The following is a 26,726-nucleotide window of genomic DNA, read 5'->3' as shown; positions in this document are numbered from 1 at the left end:
TTTTCTTGGTAATTGTGCCCATCTTTTGATATTAGCCAAAAAGTACACTTTTTGGTATCATATCAGACAACACAAAAGCCGGGACATTCCATCCCGGCTCCCTTTATACCATTCCCCTTCCGCGGCTCCCCGGAGCAGAACCCCCCGCTCCAGGCTCCCGGCAGCGCCCCGAACAACTCCCTGGCATCTGCACCCGCAGACTCAATTTCAGCCTCCAATCAACACCTGTTTTCCGCTGAACGCAAATCCATACTTTTGAGTGCGTTTTGCCGGCAAGCCCTTTTCCAGCAGCGCGGCACTACAACACCCCAAACAATCCCCTGGCATCCTCATCCGCAATAATCCGGTCACTGCCCTTCCCCTCATTCGCCAGCATCGCCTCCACCTTGCCCGCAATGGTCACATCGATGAACCGCCCCACATCGATCCCCCGCAGCTCGAAGAACAGCAGCGGCTGCTCGTCCAGGCGCACTCCCACTCCGTACAGGGCCGCCGCCACATGCTTGCACAGAAGCGCCCAATCCGGGCAGCTGCAGCTAAAGCTGATCTCCCGGGGCGTGGGGAACAGGCCGTCCTTCCCCTGGAACAGCTCCTGCATCTGCTCCGGGAAGTTCCCGTTCAGCAGCTCCTCCATATTTTCAATCTTGCTGCCGCATTTCTCGATGATTCCCTGGCATTTCTCCTCGGAAAGAGGGCTGATGCGAATCTCCACCTTGTAGGGCACCTTTCTGGTTCCCTGCACCCTGGCCTGGATTTTTCCCTTCTGAATCTTCAGATCCAGCACCGCTCCGGCCCGGACATAGCGCTTGCCCCTGTCCAGACGGCTTTCATAGTCTGCATACTGCTCCAGGTTCTCGCACCAGGCCTTCCCCCACCAGTTGTGCACGATCGTCCTGCCCTGGACAGTCACAGGCTCCAGAGCGGCGCCCTTCTTCTTTTCCTTTTTCTTGCTCTCCGCCGCGTTTTTCCTTATCTCCGCCGCGGTGGGCTGTTCATACGTTGCCGTCTCCCAATATCTGCTCATTCCGCTCTCCTTTCGTAAGCTGGTGTAAATAGACTTTTAATCTTTATTTCATTTCCAATTTCAGCATGGACATCAACTCGTCATTACTCAGCTCCGTAATCCACTTCTCCCCACCGGAACCGATCACGTTCTCCGCCAGTTCCTTCTTGGATTCGATCATGGCGTCGATCTTCTCCTCGATGGTTCCCTGGCAAACCAGCTTATGCACCACCACGTCCTTTTTCTGGCCGATGCGGAAGGCCCGGTCTGTGGCCTGGTTCTCCACGGCAGGATTCCACCAGCGGTCGAAATGAATCACATGGTTGGCTTTGGTCAGGTTCAGGCCGGTTCCCCCCGCCTTCACGGACACCACCATAAAGGGCACGTATTTCTCCCCCTGGAAATCCTCCACGATCTTCCCCCGCTTTGCCACCGGCGTGCCGCCATGGAGCACATGTCCTTTCCTCCCGAAGACCTGCTCCAGGAAAGCGGCCAGGTATTCTGTGATTTCCTTGAATTGCGTGAATACAATGACTCTTTCCCGTCTTTCATAAATGGTCTCGCAGATGTCCTTCAGCATCAGGAGCTTCCCGCTTTCCTCCATCGTGTAAGCGGACTGCCCCAGGAATTGATCTGGATGGTTGCAGATCTGCTTCAGCTTCATGATAGTGGTGAGGATAATCCCGCTGCGTTTTATACCCTTCACCTCGCCAATCAGCCTCTCCATGTCAGCCACCGCTTTCCGATATAGGACGACCTGCTTCTTGGTCAGCGCCACATAGTCCACGCTCTCCAGCTTCTCCGGCAGATCCGAGATGATTTTTTTGTCCGTCTTCACCCGCCGGAGCATGAATGGCGACACCATTGTCTTTAACCGCATATAGCCCTCAGGATGCTGGTTCAGATTCTTGCAGTATTCGTGAAATTCTTTGGCGGTGCCTAAAAGCCCCTTGTTCAGGAAATCGAACAGGGACCAGAGGTTCATCAGCTCGTTCTCGATGGGCGTGCCCGTCATCACGATGCGCATCCGGGAGGAGAGCTTCTTGATTTCTCTCGTCTGCTTGGTGCCAGCGTTCTTGATGGCCTGGGCCTCGTCCAGGATGACGCAGTCCCAGTTGATTTCCTGCAGCCCTTTGACCCTGACTGTCATGCCGTAGGTCGTGATGGTCAGGAAAGCCCGGCTCTCCGCCAGCTCCTCCTCCAATACCCCGGCGCTGTGCCCGTGGAGCAGCAGAAAATCCAGCTTCGGCGCGAATTTCTGTGCCTCACGCTGCCAGTTGCCCAGGAGGGATGCCGGCAGCACCAGGAGGACTCTGGCCTCCGGACGCTCCGTGCGCAGCCTCTCCAGATAGGCCAGCACCTGAACCGTCTTCCCTAAGCCCATGTCGTCCGCCAGGCAGGCCCCGAAGCCCAGTCCGTCCATGTAGTTCAGCCAGGTATAGCCGTTCTTCTGGTAGGGGCGCAGGGTGGCCTGGAAGGTTTTGGGCACCGGGGCTTTCCGGATGGTCTCGGGCTTGCGCATGTGCATCAGGAATTCCGACAGCCATTGCCCATTGGACACCGCAGTCCCCACGTCCAGCTGCTTCTTCCCCTGCCCCATCTCCAGCTGCATGGCATCGAAGAGAGTCATTTCCCCGGGCATCTCCTCCAGCCTTGCCAGCAGCTCCCGCAGCTTCTCGTGGTCTACCTCCACCCATTTGCCCTTGAGCAGCGCCAGGCCTTCGGTCTGCTCTAAAAGCCTGCGGATATCCTCCTCGGTCAGTTCCTCCCCGTCCACCACCAGTCTGGGCCGAACGCTGACCAAAGTGTCGAAGCCCAGCATGGCGGGCTTCTCGTCCCCCAGGCTGGCCTCCAGCGCCACGCTTGCCGCTTTCTTTTTCCACCAGTTGGGAATCCGGCACAGGATTCCCGCCTGTTCGATGGCCTCAATCTGCTTCAGGAACTCATAGGCCTCTTCCGCCGTCAGCCGCAGGGGATGGAACATCTCGCCGCTCTCCATGAAGCCCGCTATCAGCTCCGACACCTCCGCGGCGCGGTTCAGGCAGGACAGGAGCTTTAAGAGCTTGTCCCGCTCGTCCTTGTACTCTGTCAGGGCATATTTCAGCGGTACATGGCGCACCTTGCCGTCCGCTCCCCTGGTGGCATAGGTGGCCAGGAAGGCAAAGGGGTATTCTTCCCCCTTGTTCTCCACCAGATGGAAGAAGATCCGCTCCGGTACATGGAGGTGCTGGCTCTTTTCTGTCAAATACATCTCCACCGTGCCCTGGTACGCCGATATCTCTTCCCGGAAAATCTTCAGCAGCCTGCGGAAGACCGCGGCAATCCATTTCCCGTCCACATGCTCCGCCCCGATGGCAAAGGGCAGCGCCCGAAGGAGCGCTTCCACGTCCTCGGCCATGGGCTTCACACTCACCTTTTCCCGGGCCAGCTCCAGCTCCGGCAGCCTGGTCAGGCACCGCAGAAACGTGTCCGAGACCAGGTAGAGGAAGCTTCCCGTGGCCGTGGGGTTCTCGCTCCTCTCCTCGAAGCCCATCTGGTACAGGGCATAATATCTGTCCGCCTCAAACCGAATCCTCCATACATTCCCGCCGCTCTCCTCCTGAGGGGACGGGGCGTCCGGATAGAAATCTTTTTCCGTGAAAATGAACTGTAGCCCTTCCCCGCTGGTACTTGTCTTATCCATAAAAATCGTCCTTCCGTGTTTTTTCTATCGGTATATTGATTCTATGTCCGCCCTTGATTTCCATAGAAATTGCCGGAACATAACTTCTACAACTTCTGTGGGGCTGTCTGACCCCGCTCTCATGAATCCGCCTTTGGCCTCCCGTCCTTCCCTTTCGCCCCCAAGGCCTCAAGGGCCGCCTCCGCCTTTGCCGCCACCTGCTTCTTCCGATTCTCCCTGGCGATCTCGAACAGCGACCCCACGATCTCCTTCAGCGCCTTCACGGTCTCTTCATCCACCTCTTTCAGCGCGGCAATCACCCCGTTCATGCTCTTCTTCCACTCCGCCGTGAAATCGATCAGATTGTCCGCCTGCGAAGCAGTAATCACCTGATACAGCGTGTCCACGAAGGTTCGCAGCTGCTGTTCGTTCAGGGACAGAATCCACTGGTTCAGGTTGTTGTCCATCTGCTGCCTGCGCTCATACAGGCGGTCTGCCCGCACCAGATGGTTCCCCGTCACCAGCCAGGTATAGGGGTCGTGCTGGAGCAGCCCGAAGGTCTTGCTCTTCACCACCTGGAAATACATGCCGGACTCGAATATCATCCCCACCAGGGAGGAATTGGGCAGAATCTTTACCACCCTGTCCGCTATCTTCCCATAATCGCACTCCCGCAGCACCTCCGGCCGGAAGCCCGGCCCGTCCATGCTGTAGATTTTCCGGATACGATCCTGTATATCCGGATTGCAGTTCATGGCGCTGTACACCGCCAGGTTCCCGCCCTTGGAGTGGCCGCCCACATAGAGAGGGCCGCCGAATCTCCCGGCCACCCTGTTCAGATATTCCACGCTTATGGCCTGTCCAGGCACCGGCGTGAGGAACGCCATATTGAAGTCCTCCTTCCACCCTACGATGGTCTCGTCCGTGCCCCGGTACGCCACATAGCGGCTCCCGTCCCCCAGGGTAAAAGTCACCGCCGAGAACTGGGTCTCCCACCGCTCTTCTATTACATTTACATAATAATTCAACTCCAGGTTCCGGAAGCGCTTCCCCTGAACCATCCTCTCGTAGAGGGCGCGGTTTGGCTTCTCATAGCGCACGTCCGCAAAGAGCTTCTCAAAATCCGGATGCTCCTTCAGGCTCTCCAACGTGACACCCGGCCTCTCAGACGGCTCCACCAGAAATCCCTTCGAGACTTCCGCTTCGGCCTTATCTGCCGTTTCCCTTTCCGCCCCCATCGCTTCGGATGCCCCCGCTTTGGATGTCTCCACTTTGGATGCCGCTGCTCCACATGTCTCCGCTTCGCACGCCTCCGCTCCAGATGCCTCCACTTTGGGCGCCTCCACTCCGGATGTCCTCACTTTGGACGCCTCCGCTCCAGATGCCTCCACTCTGGACGGTGCTGCTCCAGATGGCTCCGCTTCGCGCGCCTCCGCTCCAGATACCTCCACTTCGCACGCCCCCGCTCTGGATGCCTCCACTTCGAACGTCCCCGCTCCGGATGCCTCCACTTCAAACGCCCCCACTCTGGATGCCTCCACTTCAAACATCCCCTCTCCGGATGCCTCCGCTTCGCGCACCTCCGCTCCAGATACCTCCACTTCGCACACCCCCGCTCCAGGTGCCTCCACTTCGAACGTACCCTCTCCAGATGCCCCCATTTCAGATGTCCCCACTCCGGCATGTAATCCGCCTCCCGCCCCCGGTACGCCGGGCATGCCATCCTCTACCCCAGGCACCATCCCGTCAAACTTCAGATACGCAAGCTGGCACAGCGCCAGGCTGTCCACATCCGTCATGGGCATTTCCTGAAAAGTGTATTTCCCATATTTTTCCAGATAGTTCAGCAATGTCCCCATCTTACACCTCTCCCGCAAAACATCCTCATTCCTGTCCCGGATTCGGCGCTCCGGCATCCCCATATCCCTTCCAGCCAGGCCTCCCATGCCCCATATGCCGCCTCCGGCACTGCCCTGCAGAACCGCATCAACCCCAAATCCATACTTCCCTGCCTCTTCCGCAGACGGGAGGGGAATCAGAGCACGCTGCATATTATAACCACAATCATGAAAACAATGATATACAGCGCCCAAGCCCACTTATTTCCCAGATTCACAGTCCAGCTGCACTCATTATTCCGCCTCTTGACAATCAGCCTTTTATCCTCTCTGTTGAAATATATCCTTCCCGTTATCCATCCTTCGTCCCTGTCGCCTGATTTCATAAAAACCCTCCATACCGCCCTTGACGGCTCAAATCGAAATGTGAACCCCCTACCTACCAGACTTCATACCAAACTTCACGCGTTCCTGGTATACCTGCACCGCGGAAAGGAGCTGCAGCCCCAGAACGCGCCGAATTTCCCCTTGCGCTTCACCAGGACTCCGCCGCAGTTCGGGCAGCTTTCCTCCGGTGCGCTGTCCCCGCTCCCCGAGGCATCTCCCCCCATGCTCTGCGCCCTGCTCTCCAGAATCCTGCCCATGAATTCGTAGCACTGCCGGTTCATGTCACAGTCCTTCAGGGCCCTGTGCGCCCCCTGGGTATCTATCCCGAAATGGGCCGCCAGGTCCGTCAGCCTGTATCGGTACAGCCCGGGCAGACAGCTTTTGGCCAGATACAGCGTATCCACATAGTCGTTTGGCACCGCCCGCTTCAGCGCCCGGGCAACGCCGTTATAGAGGAAGAGCATGTCGAAGGTATGTATGTTGTGTCCTACAAGTACGTCTTCTCCTATGAAAGCAAGGAACCTGCCCAGCGCGTCCCGCAGATTCGGGGCCTTCCGCACCATCCTGTCCGTGATGCCATTGACCCTGGAGGCCGCATAGGGAATGGGCCTGCCGGGATTCACCAGCGTGGAGAACTCCTCCGCCACTTTTCCCTCCCGCACCCGTATGCCGGAGATTTCAATAATCTCATCCGCCTCAGGGCTCAGCCCCGTAGTCTCCAAATCAAACACCACATAATCCTTTGTGTACAGGCTCAGCCTTTTTCCTCTTTCCACTGCCATCGCATCCTCCTTGGTCCTTTTACCCGTTGTCCCCTGCCCTACAGGACAGGCTTTTATATGAGGAAAAGAGGCTGCCGCAACAGCCCCTTTCCAAACGATACGTTTCTCTTACGTTATTTTTCCTTCTTCGGAACGAATTTCTGCCGGAACACATACCACAGGCTCCCCGCCAGGCAGATGGAGGAGTATGCGCCGCAGACGATGCCCACCATCAAAGGCAGCGCGAAGTCCCGGATACTGGTGACGCCCAGCACATACAGCACCGCCACCATGATGAATGTGGTCAGCGAAGTGAAGATGCTCCTGGACATGGTCTGCGTGATGCTCTTGTCCACGACGTCCTTCAGGTCGTCCTTGTGGCTCATGGTCGCCATGTTCTCACGGATACGGTCGAAGATGACGATGGTGGCGTTGATGGAATAGCCCACAATGGTCAGCATACAGGCCACGAAGGTATTGCTCACGGATACCCTGGCCACCGCGTAGAACGCCAGCACTACCAGCACGTCATGCAGCAGCGCGATGATGCTGCTTAAGCCGAACCGGAGGTCCTTGAACCGGATGCGGATGTAGAGCAGCATGAATATGATGGCCACCACCACCGCAATCACGGTGTCCGTCTTCATCTCACTGCTGATGACAGAGCTGATGGTCTCGGAGGTGATCAGCTTCTCATCCACCCCGAACTTGTCCACGAACATTTCGTTCAGGGCTTCCCTCTGCTCCACGTCCAGAGAGCTGGTCTTGAAGATGACCTCATTGGAGTCCTGCACGGTCTGAATCTGTACCGCGCTTCCCGCAATCTCCTCAATCAAAGGAGCAACGTCCGCATTGGCCTGCTCCAATGTCATGGCCTGGGAGAAGGTCACGGTAGTAGCCGTGCCTCCCTTGAACTCCAGGCTGTAGTTCAGGGCATCCCCGGAGGACGCCTTGTGCACGCCCATGACAACGAATCCGGCCACGATCACCGCCAGGGAGACACCGAAGAAAATGCCTTTCCTGGAGACGATGGCCAGCGTCCTGGGCTCTTTCCCCACGCCGTAGAGCTTTTCGCTCTTAAGTCCCAGGGCATAGAACGCGTACAGCAGATATCTGGTCACCACCAAAGCCGTGAACATGGAGAGCACGATGCCCAGCGCCAGAGTCTGTGCAAAGCCCTTCACCGTGCCGGGTCCCAGCAGGAGCAGTACGCCCGCGGCGATCAGAGTGGTGATGTTGCCGTCGATGATGGCGGAAAGCGCCTTGTCGAAACCGATTTTTATGGCGTTGCGCACAGTCTTGCCCGATGCCAGTTCTTCGCGGATACGTGCAAAGATAATCACATTTGCGTCCACCGCCATACCGATGGACAGGATGATGCCCGCCACGCCCGACAATGTCAATGTCATGTCAAAGCCGTTCAGCAGCAGGATCACCAGCGCCACATAGCACAGCAGCGCGATTCCCGATGCCAGGCCAGGAATCAGATACACCACTATCATGAAGATGATGACCAGTGCCAGGCCGATGGCCCCTGCCTTCAGGCTGGTGTCGATGGCCTCCACGCCCAGCTGGGCGCCCACCACCTTGGAGTGCAGCTCCTCCAGCTCCAGCCTCAGGCCGCCGATGCGGATGGTGGATGCCAGGTTCTCCGCCCGCTCATAGGACTCCATGGGGGAAATCTGGGCGCTGCCGTCGGTGATGACCGCGTTCACCCCGGGAGCGCTGATGATGTTTCCGTCATAATAAATCGCCAGGGACTCATTCTTGTCAAAGGCCCTCTGTGTGACTTCCGCGAATTTCTTCGCGCCCTCGTCCGTCATGGTCAGGCTCACCGCGAACTCGGAGCCCATGTTGGTCTGGAGGCTGCCCGCGCTGGCTTCCTTCACATCCGTGCCCTGCACCTGGATGGAACCGTCCTCCAGCAGCTCGTCGATGGTCTTGGTCAGCACATACCCCACGCCGTAGGTGCCGTCCGGGTTCTGTACTGTCTGCTGGCTGTAGTTCTGATTGCCCTGGTCGTCCGTCTGGGCGATGAAATACAGCGTACCGGGCCTGCCCAGCTCCTGCAGGATGGCATTGGCATCGCTGACGCCGGGAATCTCGATATTGATCCTGTCGGTGCCCTCCTGATAGACAATGGCCTCCGTGCTGTAGTTCTCCACGCGCTTCTGCAGCTTCGCTATGGTATCGCTCATGTCCGTGGCGCTGGGGTCTTCATCCCCCACCACCTGATAGGTGATGCTGACGCCGCCGGCCAGATCCAGGCCCAAGTTGATGTCAGACATGCTGCCCTCACCCTCCGGATTCACGCCGAAGACGTCCACATACGTGACGCCTATCAGCACCAGGAGGATGCAAAGCAATACCACTATTGCCTTGTTCTTTTTCATGTTCTTTTATCCTTTCTTAATTTGTAGTTCCGTAACCGCACAAACGCTACCAAGTCACGGCATAGAATTTCCGGCCGCTAAAGCGTCCGCAAATCCTATGGGCACCGTTTGTGCGGTTACTGATTTATAGTTCCGTAAATGCCCGCCAGCTACCAAGGCTCGATATAAGAGTTCCGGCCAAAGTGCGTCCGTAACTCTTATAGGCACCTGGCGGGCATTTACTGTTTATAGCTCCGCCTCTGCCACCTTGAGCATAATCGCGCATTCCACGCGCTTGCGCTCCAGCTCGCAGCCCACATCGTAAGCCTCATTGATATTGCCGTGGAAGTTGTAGGCATTGGCCGCGCAGCCGCCGCTGCAGTAGAACTTCGCGAAACATTTCCTGCACTTCTCCTTGGCATAGACATTGCAGCCCTTGAACTCGTCCCGGATATCAGCGCGCAGCACGCCCTCCTCCACATTGCCCATGAGGAAATCCTCATTCCCCACGAACTGATGGCAGGGATACAAATCCCCCCAGGGCGTCACCGCCAGGTACTCCGTCCCGGAGCCGCAGCCTGAAAGGCGCTTTGCCACACAGGGGCCGCCCTCCAAATCTATCATGAAATGGAAAAAGTTGAATCCCTCTCCCTCTTTTTTACGCTTTATCATTTCCGCCGCCAGCCTGTCGTATTCCTCCCGCAGCGCCGGAAGGTCCTCCTCCCGGATTGCATAGTCGTCCTCCGGCCCGGCCACCACCGGCTCCACGGATATCTGCCGGAAGCCCAGATCCGCCAGATGCAGCACGTCTCTGGAGAAGTCCAGATTGTTGCGGGTAAATGTCCCCCGCACATAATACCGCTCCTGCCCCCTGCTTTCGGCCACCTTTCGAAATTTCGGCACGATCACATCATAGCTGCCCTGGCCGCCCCGGAAAGGACGCATCCTGTCGTTGATTTCCTTCCGTCCGTCGATGCTCAATACAATGTTCGCCATCTCTCTATTGGCGAACTCCATCACCTCGTCATCCAGGAGCACGCCGTTGGTAGTCAGGGTAAAGCGGAATTTCTTGTTATTGGGCTCTTCCAGGCTCCGGCCATAGGCCACCAGATCCTTCACCACCTGCCAGTTCATCAGCGGCTCCCCGCCGAAGAAGTCCACCTCCAGGTTCACCCGGTTCCCGGAATTGGCCACCAGGAAATCCAGCGCCTTCTTCCCTACCACCAGGCTCATCAGCGCCCGTCTGCCGTGGTATTCCCCTTCCTCTGCGAAACAGTACTTGCAGGCCAGGTTGCAGTCATGGGCGATATGGAGGCAGAGCGCCTTCACCACCGTCTGGCGCTTTTTGAAGTCAAACACATAGTCCTCATAGATATCTTTCGCAAACAGAGCCCCGGATGCCTCCAGCTCCAGAATCTCCTCCACGGCCTCCCCAATCTCCTCTGCCGAGTAGGGCAGCCCCTCCTGCCGCACAGCCTCCCTGACAGCGGCGGCATCTTTCACGCCCTCCGCCACAAGCGGCTCCACCAGAGGAATCAAATCATAGACCACATCGTCCACCACATGGATGGAACCGCTGTTCACATCCATCACGATATTGTATCCATTGCTTTTATATTGGTGTATCACTGAACTATCCCTTTCCCTGTCCGAATCCATCAACAAAGTTCAAGCAGCGAAGGAATCCGCTGCTTGGCTTGTCGAAACGAACGCCTATGTATACTGCTTAACGATTTCACTTGCCGTGAAACCAGACTGCATAACGCTGACTGGTTCATTCGCATGATTACATTAGGCAGCATTCAGCGTTATGCAGTATAACTGACAGGTTACGACTCACGGCTCCTTCTGCGGCACAGCCGTAAATGGCAACACTATTTCACCTTCTCACAGCTCTGGTTCCCCACTGTGCAGGAAGTCTTGCAGGCAGACTGGCAGGAAGTCTGGCACTCGCCGCAGCCGCCCTTCTTCATGGATTCCTTCAGGTTCCTCGTAGTCAAAGTCTTGATGTGCTTCATATCAATAAGCCTCCTCTTTCCTTCATTCCATCCCACCGCGGCCAGAGCGCGAAACCCACTCCACGACCACATCCGGGAAACTTTTTGTAGTATATCATAAAATATCTGTTTGTAAAAGGTTTTTTTCAAAAAAAGTGGCACTCTTCCGCAAACTGCTCTATGCTTCCGGATCTGGCAGCGCTTTTTAACCTCCGGCCGCCTCCTCCTTCGCCCGCTCCAGCGCCCCGATCACCCTGTCGCACCAGGCATCGAAGGCCGGATCCTCCCTCTGGCACTCCTCATGGGCCATCACATACGCCACGGCCCTGCGCAGCCCCTCCTCTGCCCGGATCACCGGACAAAAGCCCGGGACAGCCGCTTTCAGCTTCCGATTGTCGAACACCACCGTATTGGCCTTGTCCCCAATCAGGCTCCCCGTAAAATCATAAGGCCCCACCGCCGCCAGGAACTCCGACGCCACATGATAAGCCTTCAGTTCCACCCCCAGACAATCCGCCACGATCCCATAAATCTGGTTCCAGGTCAGGGACTCGTCATTGGTAATCTGGAACGCCTCCCCAATGGCGTGGGGATTCCCCATAAGCCCCAGGAAACCATCCGCAAAATCTTCATTAAAAGTAATCGTCCACAGCGACGTCCCATCCCCCGGGACGATCACCGGCTTCCCCTCCAGCATCCGCTTCAGCACCTGGAAGCTCCCATTGTCCCCATGCACCCCCACTGGCACCGATTTCTCGCCATAGGTATGGCTGGGCCGTACAATCGTCACCGGAAAACCGTTCTCCCGATACATCCGCATCAAGTACTCCTCACAGGCAATCTTGTTCCTGGAATACTCCCAGTAAGGGTTGGCAAGAGTCGTCCCCTCATTCACCCGGTAATCCCTCACCGGCTTGTGGTACGCCGAAGCCGAGCTGATGTACATGAACTGCCTCGTCCTCCCCGCGAACAATCGGAAATCCCGCTCCATCTGCCCCGGCACGAACCCGATGAAATCACAGACCACATCAAAGCTCATCCCCTCCAGCGCCCTTGCCGCCGCAGCCTCATCCCCGATATCGCACCGAACCAGCCTCGCCCCTTCCGGCACCTCCACGCTCCGATTCCCCCGGTTCAGCAGATACAGCTCGTCCCCCCGCGCCGCCGCCTTCCTGGAAATCGCACTACTGATCGTCCCCGTCCCTCCGATAAACAGTACCCTCATACCTGTCCCTCCGTTTCTTTCGAATTAATGCTGCCAACTCCGCCCCCTACCAAATCCCAAGACCACCACAACCTGCAAACTCACTAATAGCCCCTACCCAACATCCTTCCCCTATCGCCCATACCTTCACCCCACTCCCCATACACCATAAATTATACCCTCCCACACCCCTATCTTCAAGCACTTCTTGCCAAAACCTCTAAACAAACTCCTCCGGCAAAAACCCGCAAACACCCAATCGGGCGGGGCAGAAGACATGTTCTTTGACAACCGAGTACATGCCCATGGGCGAACACCCAGGCGGGCGGCGCAGGGGGGACTTTGCGACAGCACCAGAGGGTGCCCTTAGCCGGAGGTGAAATCCACTGCTTACGCAGACTAGAACACGGCACTCTCGTGTTCTAGTCGAAGTTAGCAGTTAGTTCACCGCAGGCGTTACCCGAGCCGAGCAAAGTCCCCCCTGCCCCGCCCGCCGTCCCCCGCTGTCCCTCCCCTATTTCAACTCAACATCCCCCCAAGCATCCCCCCGCCGGCACACAACGCCAGCGTCGTAAAAAATGACTTCCCCACCTGCACATCCCCCTTCCCCACCGCCAGCGAGACCACAGCCAGCACCAGAAAATAAGCGCCCCCCATCAAAAGCCCCCAGAAAAACCGCCTGCTCTCCATCCGCTTCCCCGCCACGAACCCGGAAAAGAACGTGGCCACCACATAAATGGCAATAATAGCGATGGACACCACCCGCTCCCCCAGCCCGAACCGGTACAGCAAAAATGCCAGCAGCGCCAGCAGCGCCCCCGTCAATATGTAAGAAAAGAGCAGACTCTTCAGAAAAAAAGCCACCGGCACCCCTTTCATCCCCTGATTCCTCTCCATGGCATGCTTTCCCTCCATATGTTCCACAATTCCCCCTGTCCGCCAAAAGCCCATCCATGATCGGCCTTTGGACTATAAACTTTTTATAAAATCATATGCGCCGGCTTTTGGGAACTTGACAAATCGCCTCCCATTCTGTATATTAAATTTTGATTACTATAAACCATCATCGCGGCAGACGGCTTCCAAGACCGGCTGTCAGTATCAAAAAGGAGTGACTTATTTTTGGACGTTCCAGAAGGCATACAACTTATCTCTCTACTGATTCTTGTCATCTTGTCAGGTTTCTTTTCCTCGGCAGAGACCGCTTTCAGCACGGTGAACCGTGTCCGCATGCGCACCCTTGAGGAAGAGGGCAGCAAACGCGCGGCAAAGGTCAACAAGATACTGGAAAGCTACAGCAAGATGCTGAGCACCGTTCTGATCGGCAACAACATCGTGAACCTTTCCACCTCTGCCCTGACCACCACCATCGCCCTGCGCTTCGGCATCCCCGTGGCCGTTGCTACCGGTGTGTTGACTTTGGTCATTCTGCTCTGCGGCGAGATTGTCCCCAAGACCTGGGCCATGCTCTCCTCGGATAAAATCGCGCTGGCCTACTGCGGCATCATATACGGCCTGATGCAGGTCATGACCCCCGTCATCTTCGTGGTGGACAAAATGTCCAACGGAATCCTGCGCCTGCTGCACATCGACCCCAGCAAGAAGATCACCACCATGACCGAGGCGGAGCTCCGCACCTATGTGGACGTGAGCCACGAGAGCGGCGTCATCGAATCCGAGGAGAAAGAGATGATTTACAATGTGTTCGATTTCTCCGATGCGCTGGCCAAGGACATCATGGTGCCCAGGATCAACATGGTCACCGTGGACGTGGAAGCCACCTTCGAGGAAGTGCTCTCCATCTTCCGGGAGTCTATGTACACACGTTTCCCCGTGTATCAGGATGACAAGGACAACATCATCGGCCTGATCAATATCAAGGACTTCATCCTCACCGAGGACGAGGAGCATTTCCAGGTCAGGTCAATCCTCAGGGACGCCCATTATACATATGAATACAAAAAGGTTGCAGACCTGCTCTACGAGCTGCGTGAGAAGACCACCAGCGTCACCTTCGTCCTGAACGAATACGGTGCCACCGTAGGTATGATCACCCTGGAAGACCTGCTGGAGGAAATCGTGGGTGAAATCCGTGACGAATACGATGAAGACGAAGAGGAATACATCCAGAAAGTGGACGAACGCGTCTACCTGGTGGAGGGCAGCATGAAGCTGGACGACATCAACGATGAACTGGACACAGAGCTGGACAGCGAGGACTACGACTCCATCGGCGGCATCATCATCGAGAGCCTGGACCGGCTGCCCGAGGACGGCGAGGAGGTCACCCTGGAAAACGGCATCCACCTGAAAGTCCAGGGCATCGAGCAGAACCGTATCGTCAAAGTTCTGATGACCATTCCCGAGAAGACGGAGGACGAAGAGGAGAATGACGGCGACAGGGAGCAGTCCGAGGACTGATTCTCCCCCCGCTGGGCGCTCCATCTACAATAGATACCAAAATACCGCAGGCCTGGCTCCGATGAGCACGGACCATACAGTTACGGAGGGCAGGAGATTCCTGTCCTCCGCTTCTTTCTATCCGAAACGCCCTGTGAGATACATCTTCGTGCGCCTGTCCACAGGCCCTCTGAACAGGCTGTCAGCGCTGCCGGATTCCACCACCTCTCCCCCCAGGAAGAAAGCCATATCGTCCGCCACCCTGGCAGCCTGCTGCATATTGTGGGTCACGATGACCATGGTCATGCGCTCCCTCAGGCTTTTCATCAGCTCCTCTATGCTTCGGGTGGAGACCGGATCCAAGGCCGAGGTAGGCTCATCCAGCAGAAGCACTTCCGGCTCCACCGCCAGGGCCCTGGCCATGCAGAGCCGCTGCTGCTGGCCGCCGGACAGCCCCAGGGCAGGTTTCTTAAGCCTGTCCTTCACCTCATCGAAAATGGCCGCTCCGCGCAGGGCTTGCTCCACGATTCCCTCCAACTGCCCCTTGTCCCTCACCCCCTGCAGCCTGGGACCATAGGCCACATTGTCATAGATGCTCATGGGAAAGGGATTGGGCTGTTGGAATACCATGCCCACCCGCCTGCGCAGAAGCGTCACGTCCACCCTCTCGTCATAGATGTCCTCCCCGTCCAGGAGCACCTTCCCCTCAATGCGCACCTGCTCCGCCAGATCGTTCATCCGGTTCAGGCATCTTAAGAAGGTGGATTTCCCGCAGCCGCTGGGGCCGATCAGGGCCATGATCTCCCTCTCCCTGATTTCCAGGCTCACGCCTTTCAGCGCCTGCTTCCCGCCGTAAAAAAGGTTCAGGCCGCTCACCGATATCTTGCTGCGCTCCATTTCTCCAGCCTCCTGCCTCTGCGCTTTCTCAGTCCTGCTTTCACGTCCCTCTCCCTGCCGCCCCTGCCAGCCGCATCGCAATGTTCAGCACAAGGGCCAGCAGGATCAGTACGCAGCCTATGCCGAAAGCCGCCTCAAATTCCCCGTTCTGCATCTGGAGGTACAGCTCCACCGCCAGCGTCCCGCCGGATTCGGAAGCCTTTCGGGACAGCACGGACAGATTCCGCAGGAACCCTCCCCCCAGCCTGGGCAGGATTCTGGCGCTTCCGGCAGTGAAAAGCAGCGCCGCCGATTCCCCTATGATGCGGCCCACCGCCAGCACAAGACCGGAGAGAATCCCCGGCATGGCGGAGGGCAGGAGGATGGTGCGGATCAGATGCCATTTCGGAGCCCCCAGCCCCAGCGCCCCGTTGCGGTACCCTTCCGGCACGGTGCGCAGCGCCCTCTGTGTGTTGCGCACGATGAGGGGCAGCACCATCAGGGCCAGGGTGGCGGCGCCGCTGAGCAGGGAATATCCCATCCCCAGCACGTCCACGAAGAGCACCATGCCGAAGAGCCCGAAGATCACCGAAGGGATCCCCGCCAGCGTCTCCGTGGCGAATTCGATTGACCGCACCAATATACCCGGTTGTGCGTATTCATTCAGATACACCGCCGCCCCCACGCCCACGGGCACTGCCACCGCCAGGGCCAGCACAATGATGTACAGCGTGTTCACAAGGCTGCCCCCGATGCCCACCGTCCCTCTCCAGGCGCTTGTGACGGAGGTGAAGAACCGGAGGCTCAGCATCCGGAAGCCCCTGGAAAATATGTACCCGATGATGCCCAACAGCAGAAACATGGAAAAATACGCCGCTCCGTAAACCGCTGCCAGCAAAAATATCTCCCCCGGCTTCCTCCGCCTCCGGTAAAGCGTCCCCCGGCCCGTTTCCTCCTGCTTCATGCACTTCTCTGCCTCATGCCTTTCTCTGCCTCATGCTCTTCTCTGCCCCATGCCCTTCTCTGACCCATGCCCTTCCCTGCCCCATGCCCTTCCCTGACCCATGCCCTTCCCTGACCCATGCCCTTCCCTGACCCACGCCCTTCTCTGACCCATGCCCTTCTCTGACCCATGCCCTTCTCTGCCTCATGCTCTTCTCTGCCTCATGCCCTTCTCTGCCTCATGCCCTTCTCTGCCTCATGCCCTTCCCTGACCCACGCCCTTCCCTGACCCATGCCCTTCTCTGACCCACGCCCTTCCCTGACCCATGCCCTTCTCTGACCCACGCCCTTCTCTGACCCACGCCCTTCTCTGACCCACGCCCTTCTCTGCCTCATGCCCTTCTCTGACCCACGCCCTTCTCTGCCTCATGCCCCTCTCTGCCTCATGCTCTTCCCCGTCTTACGATCCTTTCCTGCTGTGCCCAGGACGCCCGCCTGGCGCTTCCTGTCCTGCCTGCAGACGTTCCCTGCCCCGAATCCTTCAGAATCCCCGTCAGCCACAGATTCATCAGCATGATGAACGCGAACAGCACCAGGCCGATGGTGAACAGGGCCTGTCTGTGGAGGCCCTGGGCATACCCCATCTCCCCCACGATGGCCGTGGTGAGGAACCGCACGGAGTTAAAGGGGAGGGGAAGGTTCACGCTCCCTCCGGACACCAGCGTGATCGCCATGGCCTCCCCTATGGCCCTGCCCACCCCCAGCACCACTGCCGTGGCGATGCCGGGGCCGGCAGCCGGCAGCACGGCAAGGAACCAGGTCTGCACCCTGGATGCCCCCAACGCAAGCGATGCCTCCCTGACAGAGGGCTTCACCGCCCGTATGGAGGCCTCGCTGATATTGATCACCGTGGGCAGCATCATCACCGCCAGCACGATGGCCGCGGAAAGCAGGTTCGCCCCGCCCGTGAACCGATGGGTGCCGGAGCCTGCGAACAGCCGCCTCTCCAGCCTGTACATCCACGGATTCAATAGATAGATGCCCAGCAGCCCGTAGGTGACGGAAGGAATTCCAGAGAGCAGCTCCACGGCGCATCTTACCGGCCCCGCCATCCTACGGCCGGCTGCTTCCGCCAGAAACACTGCCGTCAGGATCCCCAGCGGGATTCCCAGGAGGGATGCCAGAGAGGTTCCCAGGATCGAGGTCAGTATCACGTACAGGATTCCGAACCGCGGTTCCCGGGCCGTGGGCCTCCACTGGGTGCCGAACAGGATTTCCTTAAGGCCCACCTGCCGGATGGCCGGAATCCCGCTTTTCAGCATGTAGACAGTGATGGAGGATACCGCCAGGAGGGCGATGGCGGCACAGACCGTGCACAGCATCTGCGCCGCTGCCTCCCCTGCCGCCTTCCTTTTTCTGTATTCCATAGATGTCCTCCCTGGCCCCGACCGGGCCGTGCTCGCTTCCACAGGTATCTTTCCCTGGCCTTTCCCCGAACATCTCCCCTACGGCATTCTCCATCCGGATATCTTTCGTCCAGGCATCTTTTTTTAGCTCCTTCCCCGGGCCTATTTCCCAGACCTCTTCCTCAGGTTTCTCCCCAAGCATATTTCCCAGACCCCTTCCCAAGCCTTCTCCACGGGCCTATTTCCCAGACCCCTTCCAATTGCTTCTTCCACAGGCCTATTTTACCAATCCCTTCCTCAGGCTTCTCCACGGGCCTATTTCCCAGATTCCTTCCCCAAGCTTCTCCACAGGCCTATTTCCCAGGCCCTTTCCCCAAGCTCCTTCCCCAGGCCTATTTCTCCTACCTTTCCACACACCTCTTCCGCCCATCAATTTCCTTCCAATCCCCTTCAAGGCCAAACCTAGCGGCTCTCTCCGTCCACGGTCACAAGGCCCATCCTCTCCATGACAGCCTGCCCCTCCTCGCTGGCCACATAGCGAAACCACAGCCGCACCAGCTCGCTCTGGGCTGCAAGCTCCCCCCGAATCACCATCAGGAAAGGACGGCACAGAGGGTACTTTCCGGTTCTGACATTTTCCGTGGTAGGGGCCGTCCCGTCCAGCAGGAGCGGATGGACGGTATCCTGAATATCACTATTCGTTGAAACATTCAGTGCATCAAAGGACACATATCCGATTGCACCGGGAGTGGACGCGATCCTCGCCATGACAGCCCCTGTGCTGTCCAGCTCATTGGCATATGTACACTGGCCGCTTATCCCCAGCAGCTCCTCAAAAGCCTCCCTGGTGCCGGACCCCGCCTCGCGGCCTATCAGGACAATGGGCACATCGCCGCCCCCAATCGACGACCAATTTGTAATCTCTCCTGTATAAATGTCCGCCAACTGCTGCCCCGTCATCCCTGTCACGGGATTTGCGGCATCCACGCACAGCGCGATGCCGTCCAACGCCACCACATAGCCTGTCGCGCCGTTCTCCCTCTCCTCCTGCGTCAGGCCTCTGGAAGCATTCCCGATGTCCGCGCTCCCGTTCACCACCGCCTCGATTCCCGCGCTGGAGCCTGTGAACTGCACCGTCACCGCGACCTCCGGATACCGCTCCATGAAGCGCTCTGCCAGCGCGTCCGTCATCTTTTCCATGGAAGAGCTGCCCGCCAGATGAAGGGAACCCTCCCACTGCACCCCGCCGCTGTCCCGTTCCACCCACAGCCCCCTGCTGCTGTCCGATTCTGCCTGCAGCCCCCCACAGCCCCCAAGGCAGCAGCCCCACAGCGCCATCCATACAGCAGCATTCCGCAACCGCCTCCGCCTATCTATCCACATACCAAGCCCCCCAATCCCCGGTGGGTGCAAACCCCAATCGTCCCGCCCGCACCGGCCCCAGAGCATCCAGGGCTTCCGGAGAAACCTCTGTATCCCGCATCCTGCGCCCAAGCGGACAACCCTGCCTCCTCACGCCGCGCTCCACACAGTGGCCAGGACTCCCTCCGCGATTGCCCGGGCCGTCTCCCGGAACCGCTCATCCAGCAAGCGGTTGTCCGCATCCGTATTGATGAAGCCCACCTCCACCAGCACAGACGGCATCTGCGTCTGGTTCAGCACCACCAGGTCCGGCCGTTCATTCACGCCCTGGTTCTCATATCCCACCTGCTCCAGCCTGGCATTGATATTTTCCGCCAGCCTTCCCGCCTCTCCGTAATGATTGTATACAAGGGATTCTATCCCCGTATACTGATTGGGATAGGGGCTGGAATTGCGGTGGATGGACACGAAGTAGTCTCCCTGGACCGCATTGCCCTCCTGGGCCTTCTGCTGGGGGGATTCATAGATATCCGTGGTTCTGGTATAATACACCTCCACCCCGTTCTCCTCCAGAATCTGTCCCACCGCCAGGGCCAGCGCCAGCGCGTCGTCCTTCTCCCGCCTGCCCTGGTACACCGCTCCCGGATTGCTGCCGCCGTGTCCGGCATCTATCACCACCATGGCCCCACCTCCGCACACCTTTTTTACATCATATGTAAGGGGCCTGGCCTTTGTTCCCTTCTTTTTGCCCGCTGCCATAAAGTTTTTCCGACACCATTGACAGCCGTAGAAATTCTGCTATAGCAGGGTCTGGCAGTTCGTAACCATCCTGCCCGGGAGACCGGCTCTCCGGCCTCCTGGAGCAAAACAAAGGAACAAAAGGGGCAGAGCATGCCCTGAAGCGTCCTTTGGGGGCGCTTTTATTTATGATGGAAAGATATAGTGAAATTCCGAAAAAAGAAAGCGGGAAATCGTTCTCCTGCGCGGCAGCGGATGTGTCTATCAAAAATGCGCTTTCATCCTCCTTCATCGTCTACGCCGCAAGCCAAATCTTCGATGTGTGGCTGTAACATAAATGGTGGGCCTTCACGGAGAGGAAGACCGGCGACAGTCGCAGGTTCCTGTGGCTCCGCAACAATGGCTCCACACTGATCAGCCAGCTTCTGAACTCGCTGCTGTTCACGCTGTTCGCTTTCTACGGCACCTATGACGCAGAGACGCTTTTGTCCATCTTCGCGAGCAGCTATGTCATCTATATCTTTACATCGCTGCTGGACACGCCGGCGCTGTATCTGGCCAGGCGGATAAAGGAAGGGAAGGCAGCTACCTAATCCGCAATCTCCACCCGGATACGGCGGTTGCGCAGAAGCTCCGCTCCTTCTCCCGGCCGCTCCTCCAGATACCATCGCGCCGCATCCCACAGGGACTGGCTCACCATATGCACGGCAAGTCCTTTTCCCCAGACAAGGCGCGGAGCTTCCAGCGGATATTCCCTGTACTCCGGCATACTCTCCGCCAGCGCGGCCTGCTGTGCGTTTGGTTGTTCCCACTCTCCCTGTCCTCCGGCCGGTCTCTCCCTTTCCTCTTCCTCTTGGAAATCCTCCCGGGAGTCCGCCCCCAGCCGCTCCTGCAGTTCCAGCAGATCCAGGTTCACCTCTTCCACATAACACCCTGTGAGGGACAGGATGCTTCCCTCCCCCTCTTCCTTTCCCAGAGCCTGGCCGATGGTGAGGACATTCACCCAGTCCGGCAGCCCCTTCCCCAGGGCGGCATCCATCCACCGGGCAAAAGTCTCCCACAGCCGGTATCCGCCAAACACGGTGAAGAAATCCGCCACTGTCTGCCCCGTTCCATGGACAGAATCCTGAAAATCCTTCTCTCCATAGCAGTATTCCAGCCTGTGGTCAAGCCTGGATACCGTGAGAAGCCCTCCGTAGGCCTCCACCTCCGTGACGCCCTCCAGCTCCGGCTTCAGCCAGTCCGCAAGGAGCTTGTCCAGGCTTTGCGCCCGGTACATCCTGACGGTGCCGTCGGCGTAATACGTGCCGCTGTCCCCCTGGTAGACGCACAGGGGCCAAAAGTCCGACTGGTGCGAATATTTGAATCCCCATCCAAAACGCCCTACATAGCGCTTCCCCTCTTTGATTTTCGTCCGGGAGACATCCATGTGGAAACGCATGCTTCTCTCATACTCCGGGGAATGGATGCCCACTGGAAAGCCGAAAGGCGACAGTGCGCCGTAGAATACCTTGTCATGGCGCCTCTCCCTCTCCTGTCCATAGCGCAGCACACAATACCCTTCCACCCCTTCCGGGAACCCCATGGCTTTCAACACCGCCTGAGTCTTCTGCAGCACGTCCATCCCCTCCAGATTCTGTGTGGCCAAAAGTACAGGCTTGGGCTGGCGCAGCAGAAGCAGTGACTCCCTCGCAAGGTTTTCCAGCTCCGCAGAAGACACCCCCACAGAGGGCAGCCCTTCAGGAGACAGCTCCTCAGAAGACAGCTCCTCAGAAGACAGCTCCTCAGAAGATAGTCCTACAGGGGGCAGCTCCACAGGAGACAATCCCTCAGAAGACAGTCCTACAGGAGACACCCCCTCAGGAGACAGCTCTACAGGTGGCAGTTCTACAGGAGACACCCCCACAAGAGCCTGCGCAGGCACCCGGCTCCTTCCCAGACCCAGGGCTTCCATGGACAGCGGAACCTCCTTCCAGCCGAATTCCGCCCTTCTGAAGATCCTGTCCTCCCAGCCGAACTCCATCTGGCGATAGATGCGGATCCCCTCCCCGGACACCACCGCCCGGAAGCAGAACCGCTCCTGTTCCTCATAATAAACCGCCCTGGTTCCCGCAGGCAGCCGGTCATTGTCCGCGGCCAGCAGCCTGGCCAGCAGAGGACAGATCTGGGGATACAGGGGAAGCTTCCCCAGCCACTGCATGATCAGCTCCTCCGCCGCTCTCCGCTCCGAGTCCTCAATGGCCGTCACCGCCAGCAGGAAGAAGAAGTCCCGCACCTGTCCCTCTGTCTGTCCATCGGCATCCTGGCCGGTATCCGTCCCCGTCTGCAGATGCTCCAGCGCCCACCGATGCAGTTGGGCAAAGGACAGAATCGGGGCCAGCACCGGCGTTTCCTCCAGGAAATACAGGCAATAGTGATAATGGAACTCCACCCGCAAGACCCTGCCGTCCGGCAGGGCGCATACCGCGCTCACCGGTTCCGGGATGGACTCCGTCTCCTGGCAAAATCCCGTAAAGGCTCTCTGCCATACCCGGGAGGGCGCGTAGAGATAGCGGATATAGGCCGGAAGATAGCATTCCCCGTCCATCTCATACAGGTATCCGTCCTCCCAGGCTCCCCGGATCCGGCTGTGGCGGAAGCCGAATCCCCGCATCAGATAATACTGCCAGAAATCCCCATTCCCCTCCAGATCGTCCATGTCCACGTCCGGAACAGGCACCCGGAAACGGTAGTCAATCTCCCTGCACATCCGGGCTGTGGCCAGGGAGCGCAGCAGGCTCTCCAAAAGCTCCGTGCATCTGGGCTCCGGGAAATCCCCCTGCTGCAGGTATCGGATCAGCCCCTCTGCCAGGGAGCGGGGCATCACCAGCCTTTGCGCTCCCCCGCAGAGCTTATCGAACAGCCCTCTGTCCCCCTGCAGCTCCTTCCACTCCGGCATGGCGAACAGAGCCTCCACCCGCTCCCGGATTTCAGGGGTTTCCTCGTAGATGGATTTCTCGTAATTGTTCTGATTGTCATTGATGATCCGGGAACAGACGCGGTATACTTTCGTAGCCTTCTGCTCCAGTCCGTCCTGGCCGAAGAGCAGCTCCTCCACCTGGGGAAGCTGTCTCAGCACCTGTTCCTTCAAGGCTCCGTACAGACCCTTGGTGCTGCTGTGCTCCAGCTCCCGGAAGGCGAACTTCTGGTACAGGAATTTCAGCACACATTCCGGCAGCCCTTCGTCCTTCAGCCACTGGACATAGAGCTTCACCACGCATTCGCTGCGGCTCTCGTAATCCGCGCTGCCCAGCTGTTTGCCGTTGCGCTCATAGAGGTAATGCACCTGTCCTAAGCCCAGGATATGCTGCCAAGTCTCCTTCTCCGCCTCTGTGAGCTGTCCCTGGCGCCCCATTTCCTTTAAATCCAGGTAGTCGGAAAAGGCATTGTGGCGCACCTTGTTGGCGGGCTGCTTCAGCATGCGCCTGGTCATGGATTTCAGGTCGCAGTCCCAGCCCTGCCTGTTGAAGATCTCCGCCACCTGTTTCCTGGCAGGGAAGGTCTGCTCCACCGAGACCTTGTACCATTCCTTGGGATATTTCATGCCCTCCCTGTACTCTTCCCCGGCAAAGTGGGGAACCAGCGCGTAGGCGATGGCCAGCTCCTGGAGGAGAGCCATGGGGAGATTGTCGTGGGGGCAGACTTCCTGTTCCATGAGGTAGGCGTACAGGCCCCTGGCGAATCCCTCCGCATACTGTTCCCCCAGGAACGTCTCCGACAGGAAAAAGCGTCTCCAGGCATCGGCGTTTTTCGCCTGTTTGGGATTTGTAAAAAGGGCGATGAATTCATGCAGGGCACCTGTGTCCATGCTTTGCTGTATGGCCTTCTGCTGCGCATCGGCCAGGCGCTCTAAAAGGGAAAGCTCATTTTCTCTGGCATCTGTACTTGCGGATTCCCTTTCTGTTGTCGCTTCCGGGGAACCTGCTGTGGCTGGGGTGGATTTCTGCTTATCTTCGTCCTCTTCGTTATTGTATGACGAGGCGGTAGATTCCTGTCGGCTTCCGCTTCCCACAATGCCGCCCGTCGCTTTGGCTGACTCTTTCTCGCCGTCATCTTTCCCTGTGTCATTTGTCTCTGCGGCTGATTCCTGTCGGTCTTCGGACTTCGCGCGGTTCAGCTTATGGGTGGTTCCATTCTCCTCTTCATCTCCTGCACTGTCATGCACTTGGGCTGATTCTTTCTTCTCATCCCCTATACTGTCACGTATCTGGGCTGACTCTTTCCTTTCATCCCCTGCGCTGTCATGCATTTGGGCTGATTGCTTCTCTTTGTTCTCCACACCGCTATGTATCCTGCCAGATTCCGTGTCATAGCTTTTTACACTTTCACTGCTGCCCTTGTCTTCCTGGTCGTCTCTGTCTCCGGTATCCCCTGCGCCTTCTCTGTACCTTCCGTTCCTGTCTTCCTCCCCTTTTCTATTTCTTTCCACCCTTCTGCCATCTGCGCTGTTCCTGTCTTCTCTGTCTCCCCTGTTCCCTGCGCTGCCCTTGTTCTCCCGGCCAGTTCCGTCCTCTCTGCTATTTACGTCCGCATCCCCCGCTCCGGCTGTCCGGGCAAAATCCAGCGCCTGCTTATAAGCCTGGTTCAGCTCCACAAAATATTCCGGCTCCTCCTCCGGGTGGTGCAGCCTGGACTGAGCCGCATAAGCGCTGCGGATGGCCTTTCTGTCACCAGTAGGGCTTATTCCCAAAAGCCCCCAAATGTCACTCCTCATTTTCATGCTCCTTTTCCCAATCTTCCCAGCTATTTCCTGTTGTCACAATCCTCTTCCTGTTGTTCGACTCCTCATCACCGCCGCCTTAGCCTTCTCCTCCCCAGCCAGTTTCCCCATCATCCCAACACTCGTCTTCCTCCCCATACCACTCATAGGAGGTTCTTCCGTCGAACAGCCTCTCCTCTTTTGTCTCTTGGCTCTCCTCCAGCATGGCCAGCCAGGCTCTGGCGGTCTCCTGGGCGTTCCGAACCGTCTTCTTCCTGCCGCTGCACAGCCCCCGGGTGATGCTCCCGATCATGGCTCCGATCCGCTCCCGCTGCTCTCCGGTGCTTTCCTCGAAATACGCCAGGAACCGCGCCAGCGTCTCCTGGTTCTCCGGCTGCTCTATGGGCGGCAGCATGATCTTCTCCATCTCCTTTGCATACCGCTCCAGCTCTTCCGGGCTCAGAGCCTGGTTCGCCAGCAGAATCCGTCTGCGCTCCCCCATCTCGTTTTCCACCGACACATGAAGGATCCCATTGATATCATAAGTGAACTGCACGTCCACCCAGGCCTGTCCCGCCGGTTTCAGAGCCACCTCTATGTTTACCTCCCCCAGACAGACATTGTCGTCCACATAATATTCTTCCCCCTGGTAAATCTTCACCAGGATTTCCCTCTGGTAATCGCCGGTGGTGACGAACCTGTTCTTCACGGAGGCGGGGAGCGTGGAATTGCGCTCAATCATGGGGCTTAAGATATTCCTGTCCTGCCCGCTCCTGTTCCGGACTCCTATCCCCAGGGTGAAGGGGCACACGTCCGTCAGCAGCATGTCCCGGATCTCCTCCCCGCGCCTGCGGATTCCGGCGTAGATCCCCGCCCCCAGAGCCACCACCCGGTCTGTCTCGTCCAGCACCACAGGCTCTTTCCCCAGAAGCTCCGACAGGAACCGCCTCACCACCCCCAGCCTGGAGGAGCCGCCCACCATGACCAGGTCGTCTATCCGGGAAACCCTGGAATCCGCGTCCTCCAGAAGATGCAGGAAAAGCTCCTTCATCCTCCCGAAAAGGGGCATGCACAGCTCAAAGAGGATGTCCTCCGTCAACGTCGCCCTGCACGCCTTTCCTCCCACGGTCAGCTCCATGTCTGCCTGCCCGGCGGAGGACAAGGCGCATTTGGACTGCTCCGCCAGATGCCGGATTCTCGCCAGCTCCTCCAGGGGGAGCCGTTCCTCCACCAGTCCGTTCTCTTTGCAGAAATAGGACTGGATGGCTCTGTCGATGTCGTCCCCGCCCAGATGGTTGTCCCCTGCCACGGCCACGATCTCTATCACATTCTCAAAGCATTCCACATAGGACAGATCCAGCGTCCCGCCTCCGAAGTCGAAGACGATCAGCGTCCTGTCCTCCTCACCCGAAGCCATCCGGTAGGCCAGAGCCGCCGCCGAGGGCTCGTTGATCAGGCGTTCCACCTTAAGCCCAGCCACCTGGGCCGCTTTCTTGGTGTCGCTTCTCTGCCTGTCGTTAAAGTAGGCGGGTACGGTGACGATGGCCTCCTCAATCTCCTCCTGCAGCACCCGCTGCGCGTTCCGCCTCAGCCGCTCCAGCACCATGGCCGACAGCTCCATGGGGGTATACATCCTGCCGCCCAGGCTGTACTCCTTCGCCGTGCCCATGAAGCACTTGAAGGAAGCCACCGTGTCGTCGGGGTGGGTCAGCAGCCGCTCCTTTGCCGCCGCTCCCACCAGGAAGCCTTCCCCTTCCACATACCCCACCGCGCTGGGGAACAGCACATTCCCGTCCTCACCCGGAATCAGCTCCAGCCTGCCGTCCCTCCAGTAGGCCGCCAGGCTGTTTGTCGTCCCCAGATCTATTCCTATGATTGCCATGTCCATACCTCCCCGTCCGTTTCCAAATCTTACATATTCAGGCAAATGCAAAATTTCTAAAAATTTTTATTGCATTTTGTCTGATTTGTGCTATACTAATATGCATGGGGCATTAGCGCAGTTGGGAGCGCGCAACATTCGCATTGTTGAGGCCGTGG

General features: G+C 58.1%; 20 protein-coding genes and 1 pseudogene. 2 read left to right on the top strand and 19 right to left on the bottom strand.

Annotated elements, in window-relative coordinates; translation table 11 throughout:
• Nucleotides 1–298: 298 nt before the first annotated feature.
• From Q2B33_RS12905 to Q2B33_RS12860, 10 genes are all read right to left on the bottom strand, one after another.
• Nucleotides 299–1,024: an SWIM zinc finger family protein gene (locus Q2B33_RS12905; protein ID WP_300565882.1), complete on the bottom strand. Its 726-nt coding sequence runs from the start codon at nucleotides 1,022–1,024 to the stop codon at nucleotides 299–301.
• Between the two features lie 43 nt (nucleotides 1,025–1,067).
• On the bottom strand, nucleotides 1,068–3,686 hold the full coding sequence (locus tag Q2B33_RS12900; RefSeq protein ID WP_300565884.1) for a DEAD/DEAH box helicase: 2,619 nt from the start codon (nucleotides 3,684–3,686) through the stop codon (nucleotides 1,068–1,070).
• Nucleotides 3,687–3,805: 119 nt separating this feature from the next.
• Nucleotides 3,806–5,611, bottom strand: coding sequence for an Mbeg1-like protein (locus Q2B33_RS12895; protein ID WP_300783103.1), 1,806 nt, complete (start codon nucleotides 5,609–5,611; stop codon nucleotides 3,806–3,808).
• Between the two features lie 89 nt (nucleotides 5,612–5,700).
• Nucleotides 5,701–5,889 carry a hypothetical protein gene (locus tag Q2B33_RS12890; protein WP_300574199.1) on the bottom strand — a complete coding sequence of 63 codons (189 nt, stop codon included), beginning with the start codon at nucleotides 5,887–5,889 and terminating at the stop codon, nucleotides 5,701–5,703.
• Between the two features lie 75 nt (nucleotides 5,890–5,964).
• Nucleotides 5,965–6,672, bottom strand: coding sequence for a PolC-type DNA polymerase III (locus Q2B33_RS12885; protein WP_300574202.1), 708 nt, complete (start codon nucleotides 6,670–6,672; stop codon nucleotides 5,965–5,967).
• 113 nt (nucleotides 6,673–6,785) lie between these two features.
• Entirely contained in the window at nucleotides 6,786–9,044 is a 2,259-nt protein-coding gene (gene secD / locus Q2B33_RS12880) for a protein translocase subunit SecD (protein WP_300783105.1), read from the bottom strand.
• 225 nt (nucleotides 9,045–9,269) lie between these two features.
• Nucleotides 9,270–10,652 (bottom strand): thioether cross-link-forming SCIFF peptide maturase, encoded by a 1,383-nt coding sequence (gene scfB / locus Q2B33_RS12875; RefSeq protein WP_300571580.1) that lies wholly within the window; start codon nucleotides 10,650–10,652, stop codon nucleotides 9,270–9,272.
• Nucleotides 10,653–10,897: 245 nt separating this feature from the next.
• Nucleotides 10,898–11,041: a six-cysteine ranthipeptide SCIFF gene (scfA, locus tag Q2B33_RS12870; protein ID WP_251207802.1), complete on the bottom strand. Its 144-nt coding sequence runs from the start codon at nucleotides 11,039–11,041 to the stop codon at nucleotides 10,898–10,900.
• A gap of 184 nt (nucleotides 11,042–11,225) precedes the next feature.
• Complete coding sequence (locus Q2B33_RS12865; RefSeq protein WP_300571583.1) at nucleotides 11,226–12,245, bottom strand: SDR family oxidoreductase; 1,020 nt, start codon at nucleotides 12,243–12,245, stop codon at nucleotides 11,226–11,228.
• 498 nt (nucleotides 12,246–12,743) lie between these two features.
• A complete protein-coding gene (locus tag Q2B33_RS12860) occupies nucleotides 12,744–13,139 on the bottom strand; it encodes a TIGR04086 family membrane protein (RefSeq protein WP_300571632.1) in 396 nt (131 codons plus the stop codon).
• 207 nt (nucleotides 13,140–13,346) lie between these two features.
• Here Q2B33_RS12860 and Q2B33_RS12855 point away from each other — a divergent pair, with 207 nt between their 5' ends.
• On the top strand, nucleotides 13,347–14,645 hold the full coding sequence (locus Q2B33_RS12855) for an HlyC/CorC family transporter (RefSeq protein WP_300571585.1): 1,299 nt from the start codon (nucleotides 13,347–13,349) through the stop codon (nucleotides 14,643–14,645).
• A 117-nt stretch (nucleotides 14,646–14,762) separates the two neighbouring features.
• Here Q2B33_RS12855 and pstB read toward each other — a convergent pair whose 3' ends face one another.
• The 7 genes from pstB to Q2B33_RS12820 form a co-directional block, all read right to left on the bottom strand.
• Nucleotides 14,763–15,521 carry a phosphate ABC transporter ATP-binding protein PstB gene (pstB, locus tag Q2B33_RS12850; RefSeq protein WP_296478137.1) on the bottom strand — a complete coding sequence of 253 codons (759 nt, stop codon included), beginning with the start codon at nucleotides 15,519–15,521 and terminating at the stop codon, nucleotides 14,763–14,765.
• A gap of 40 nt (nucleotides 15,522–15,561) precedes the next feature.
• Nucleotides 15,562–16,464 carry a phosphate ABC transporter permease PstA gene (gene pstA, locus Q2B33_RS12845; RefSeq protein WP_300571588.1) on the bottom strand — a complete coding sequence of 301 codons (903 nt, stop codon included), beginning with the start codon at nucleotides 16,462–16,464 and terminating at the stop codon, nucleotides 15,562–15,564.
• 13 nt (nucleotides 16,465–16,477) lie between these two features.
• Nucleotides 16,478–16,651, bottom strand: a complete 174-nt coding sequence (locus Q2B33_RS12840) for a hypothetical protein (protein ID WP_300571590.1) — start codon at nucleotides 16,649–16,651, stop codon at nucleotides 16,478–16,480.
• Nucleotides 16,652–16,664: 13 nt separating this feature from the next.
• Nucleotides 16,665–16,838 carry a hypothetical protein gene (locus Q2B33_RS12835; protein ID WP_300792103.1) on the bottom strand — a complete coding sequence of 58 codons (174 nt, stop codon included), beginning with the start codon at nucleotides 16,836–16,838 and terminating at the stop codon, nucleotides 16,665–16,667.
• A gap of 47 nt (nucleotides 16,839–16,885) precedes the next feature.
• Entirely contained in the window at nucleotides 16,886–17,869 is a 984-nt protein-coding gene (gene pstC / locus Q2B33_RS12830) for a phosphate ABC transporter permease subunit PstC (RefSeq protein ID WP_300571592.1), read from the bottom strand.
• A 441-nt stretch (nucleotides 17,870–18,310) separates the two neighbouring features.
• Nucleotides 18,311–19,231, bottom strand: a complete 921-nt coding sequence (locus Q2B33_RS12825) for a phosphate ABC transporter substrate-binding protein (RefSeq protein WP_300792105.1) — start codon at nucleotides 19,229–19,231, stop codon at nucleotides 18,311–18,313.
• 129 nt (nucleotides 19,232–19,360) lie between these two features.
• Nucleotides 19,361–19,969, bottom strand: coding sequence for an N-acetylmuramoyl-L-alanine amidase (locus Q2B33_RS12820; protein ID WP_300571596.1), 609 nt, complete (start codon nucleotides 19,967–19,969; stop codon nucleotides 19,361–19,363).
• A gap of 332 nt (nucleotides 19,970–20,301) precedes the next feature.
• On the opposite strand from Q2B33_RS12820, the pseudogene Q2B33_RS12815 reads away from it, so the two are divergent.
• Nucleotides 20,302–20,541 (top strand): annotated as a pseudogene (locus tag Q2B33_RS12815) (queuosine precursor transporter); the annotation flags it as partial.
• Here the strand turns inward: Q2B33_RS12815 and Q2B33_RS12810 are convergent.
• Both Q2B33_RS12810 and Q2B33_RS12805 read right to left on the bottom strand, forming a co-directional pair.
• Entirely contained in the window at nucleotides 20,538–24,701 is a 4,164-nt protein-coding gene (locus tag Q2B33_RS12810) for a hypothetical protein (RefSeq protein WP_300571598.1), read from the bottom strand. The pseudogene Q2B33_RS12815 and the gene Q2B33_RS12810 sit on opposite strands and share 4 nt — an antisense overlap.
• Nucleotides 24,702–24,786: 85 nt before the next feature.
• Nucleotides 24,787–26,568 carry an Hsp70 family protein gene (locus Q2B33_RS12805; protein ID WP_300571600.1) on the bottom strand — a complete coding sequence of 594 codons (1,782 nt, stop codon included), beginning with the start codon at nucleotides 26,566–26,568 and terminating at the stop codon, nucleotides 24,787–24,789.
• Nucleotides 26,569–26,726 lie beyond the last annotated feature (158 nt).

The sequence above is a fragment of the uncultured Acetatifactor sp. genome (assembly GCF_948601915.1).
Classification (GTDB): Bacteria; Bacillota; Clostridia; order Lachnospirales; family Lachnospiraceae; genus Acetatifactor.
Note: the sequence above shows the minus strand (reverse complement) of the source record. Positions and strands in the feature narration are given on the sequence as shown.

What these genes read in the sequence shown, in the direction of transcription:
- pstB (WP_296478137.1), bottom strand. Translation starts at nt 15,521, where the DNA reads ATGGAGCGCAGCAAGATATCGGTGAGCGGCCTGAACCTTTTTTACGGC.
- pstC (WP_300571592.1), bottom strand. Translation starts at nt 17,869, where the DNA reads ATGGAATACAGAAAAAGGAAGGCGGCAGGGGAGGCAGCGGCGCAGATG.
- scfA (WP_251207802.1), bottom strand. Translation starts at nt 11,041, where the DNA reads ATGAAGCACATCAAGACTTTGACTACGAGGAACCTGAAGGAATCCATG.
- Q2B33_RS12895 (WP_300783103.1), bottom strand. Translation starts at nt 5,611, where the DNA reads ATGGGAGGCCTGGCTGGAAGGGATATGGGGATGCCGGAGCGCCGAATC.
- secD (WP_300783105.1), bottom strand. Translation starts at nt 9,044, where the DNA reads ATGAAAAAGAACAAGGCAATAGTGGTATTGCTTTGCATCCTCCTGGTG.
- Q2B33_RS12900 (WP_300565884.1), bottom strand. Translation starts at nt 3,686, where the DNA reads ATGGATAAGACAAGTACCAGCGGGGAAGGGCTACAGTTCATTTTCACG.
- pstA (WP_300571588.1), bottom strand. Translation starts at nt 16,464, where the DNA reads ATGAAGCAGGAGGAAACGGGCCGGGGGACGCTTTACCGGAGGCGGAGG.
- Q2B33_RS12890 (WP_300574199.1), bottom strand. Translation starts at nt 5,889, where the DNA reads ATGAAATCAGGCGACAGGGACGAAGGATGGATAACGGGAAGGATATAT.
- Q2B33_RS12840 (WP_300571590.1), bottom strand. Translation starts at nt 16,651, where the DNA reads ATGAGGCAGAGAAGGGCATGGGTCAGAGAAGGGCATGGGTCAGAGAAG.
- Q2B33_RS12810 (WP_300571598.1), bottom strand. Translation starts at nt 24,701, where the DNA reads ATGAGGAGTGACATTTGGGGGCTTTTGGGAATAAGCCCTACTGGTGAC.
- Q2B33_RS12825 (WP_300792105.1), bottom strand. Translation starts at nt 19,231, where the DNA reads ATGTGGATAGATAGGCGGAGGCGGTTGCGGAATGCTGCTGTATGGATG.
- Q2B33_RS12905 (WP_300565882.1), bottom strand. Translation starts at nt 1,024, where the DNA reads ATGAGCAGATATTGGGAGACGGCAACGTATGAACAGCCCACCGCGGCG.
- Q2B33_RS12860 (WP_300571632.1), bottom strand. Translation starts at nt 13,139, where the DNA reads ATGGAGGGAAAGCATGCCATGGAGAGGAATCAGGGGATGAAAGGGGTG.
- Q2B33_RS12835 (WP_300792103.1), bottom strand. Translation starts at nt 16,838, where the DNA reads ATGAGGCAGAGAAGGGCGTGGGTCAGAGAAGGGCGTGGGTCAGAGAAG.
- Q2B33_RS12805 (WP_300571600.1), bottom strand. Translation starts at nt 26,568, where the DNA reads ATGGCAATCATAGGAATAGATCTGGGGACGACAAACAGCCTGGCGGCC.
- Q2B33_RS12820 (WP_300571596.1), bottom strand. Translation starts at nt 19,969, where the DNA reads ATGGCAGCGGGCAAAAAGAAGGGAACAAAGGCCAGGCCCCTTACATAT.
- Q2B33_RS12865 (WP_300571583.1), bottom strand. Translation starts at nt 12,245, where the DNA reads ATGAGGGTACTGTTTATCGGAGGGACGGGGACGATCAGTAGTGCGATT.
- Q2B33_RS12885 (WP_300574202.1), bottom strand. Translation starts at nt 6,672, where the DNA reads ATGGCAGTGGAAAGAGGAAAAAGGCTGAGCCTGTACACAAAGGATTAT.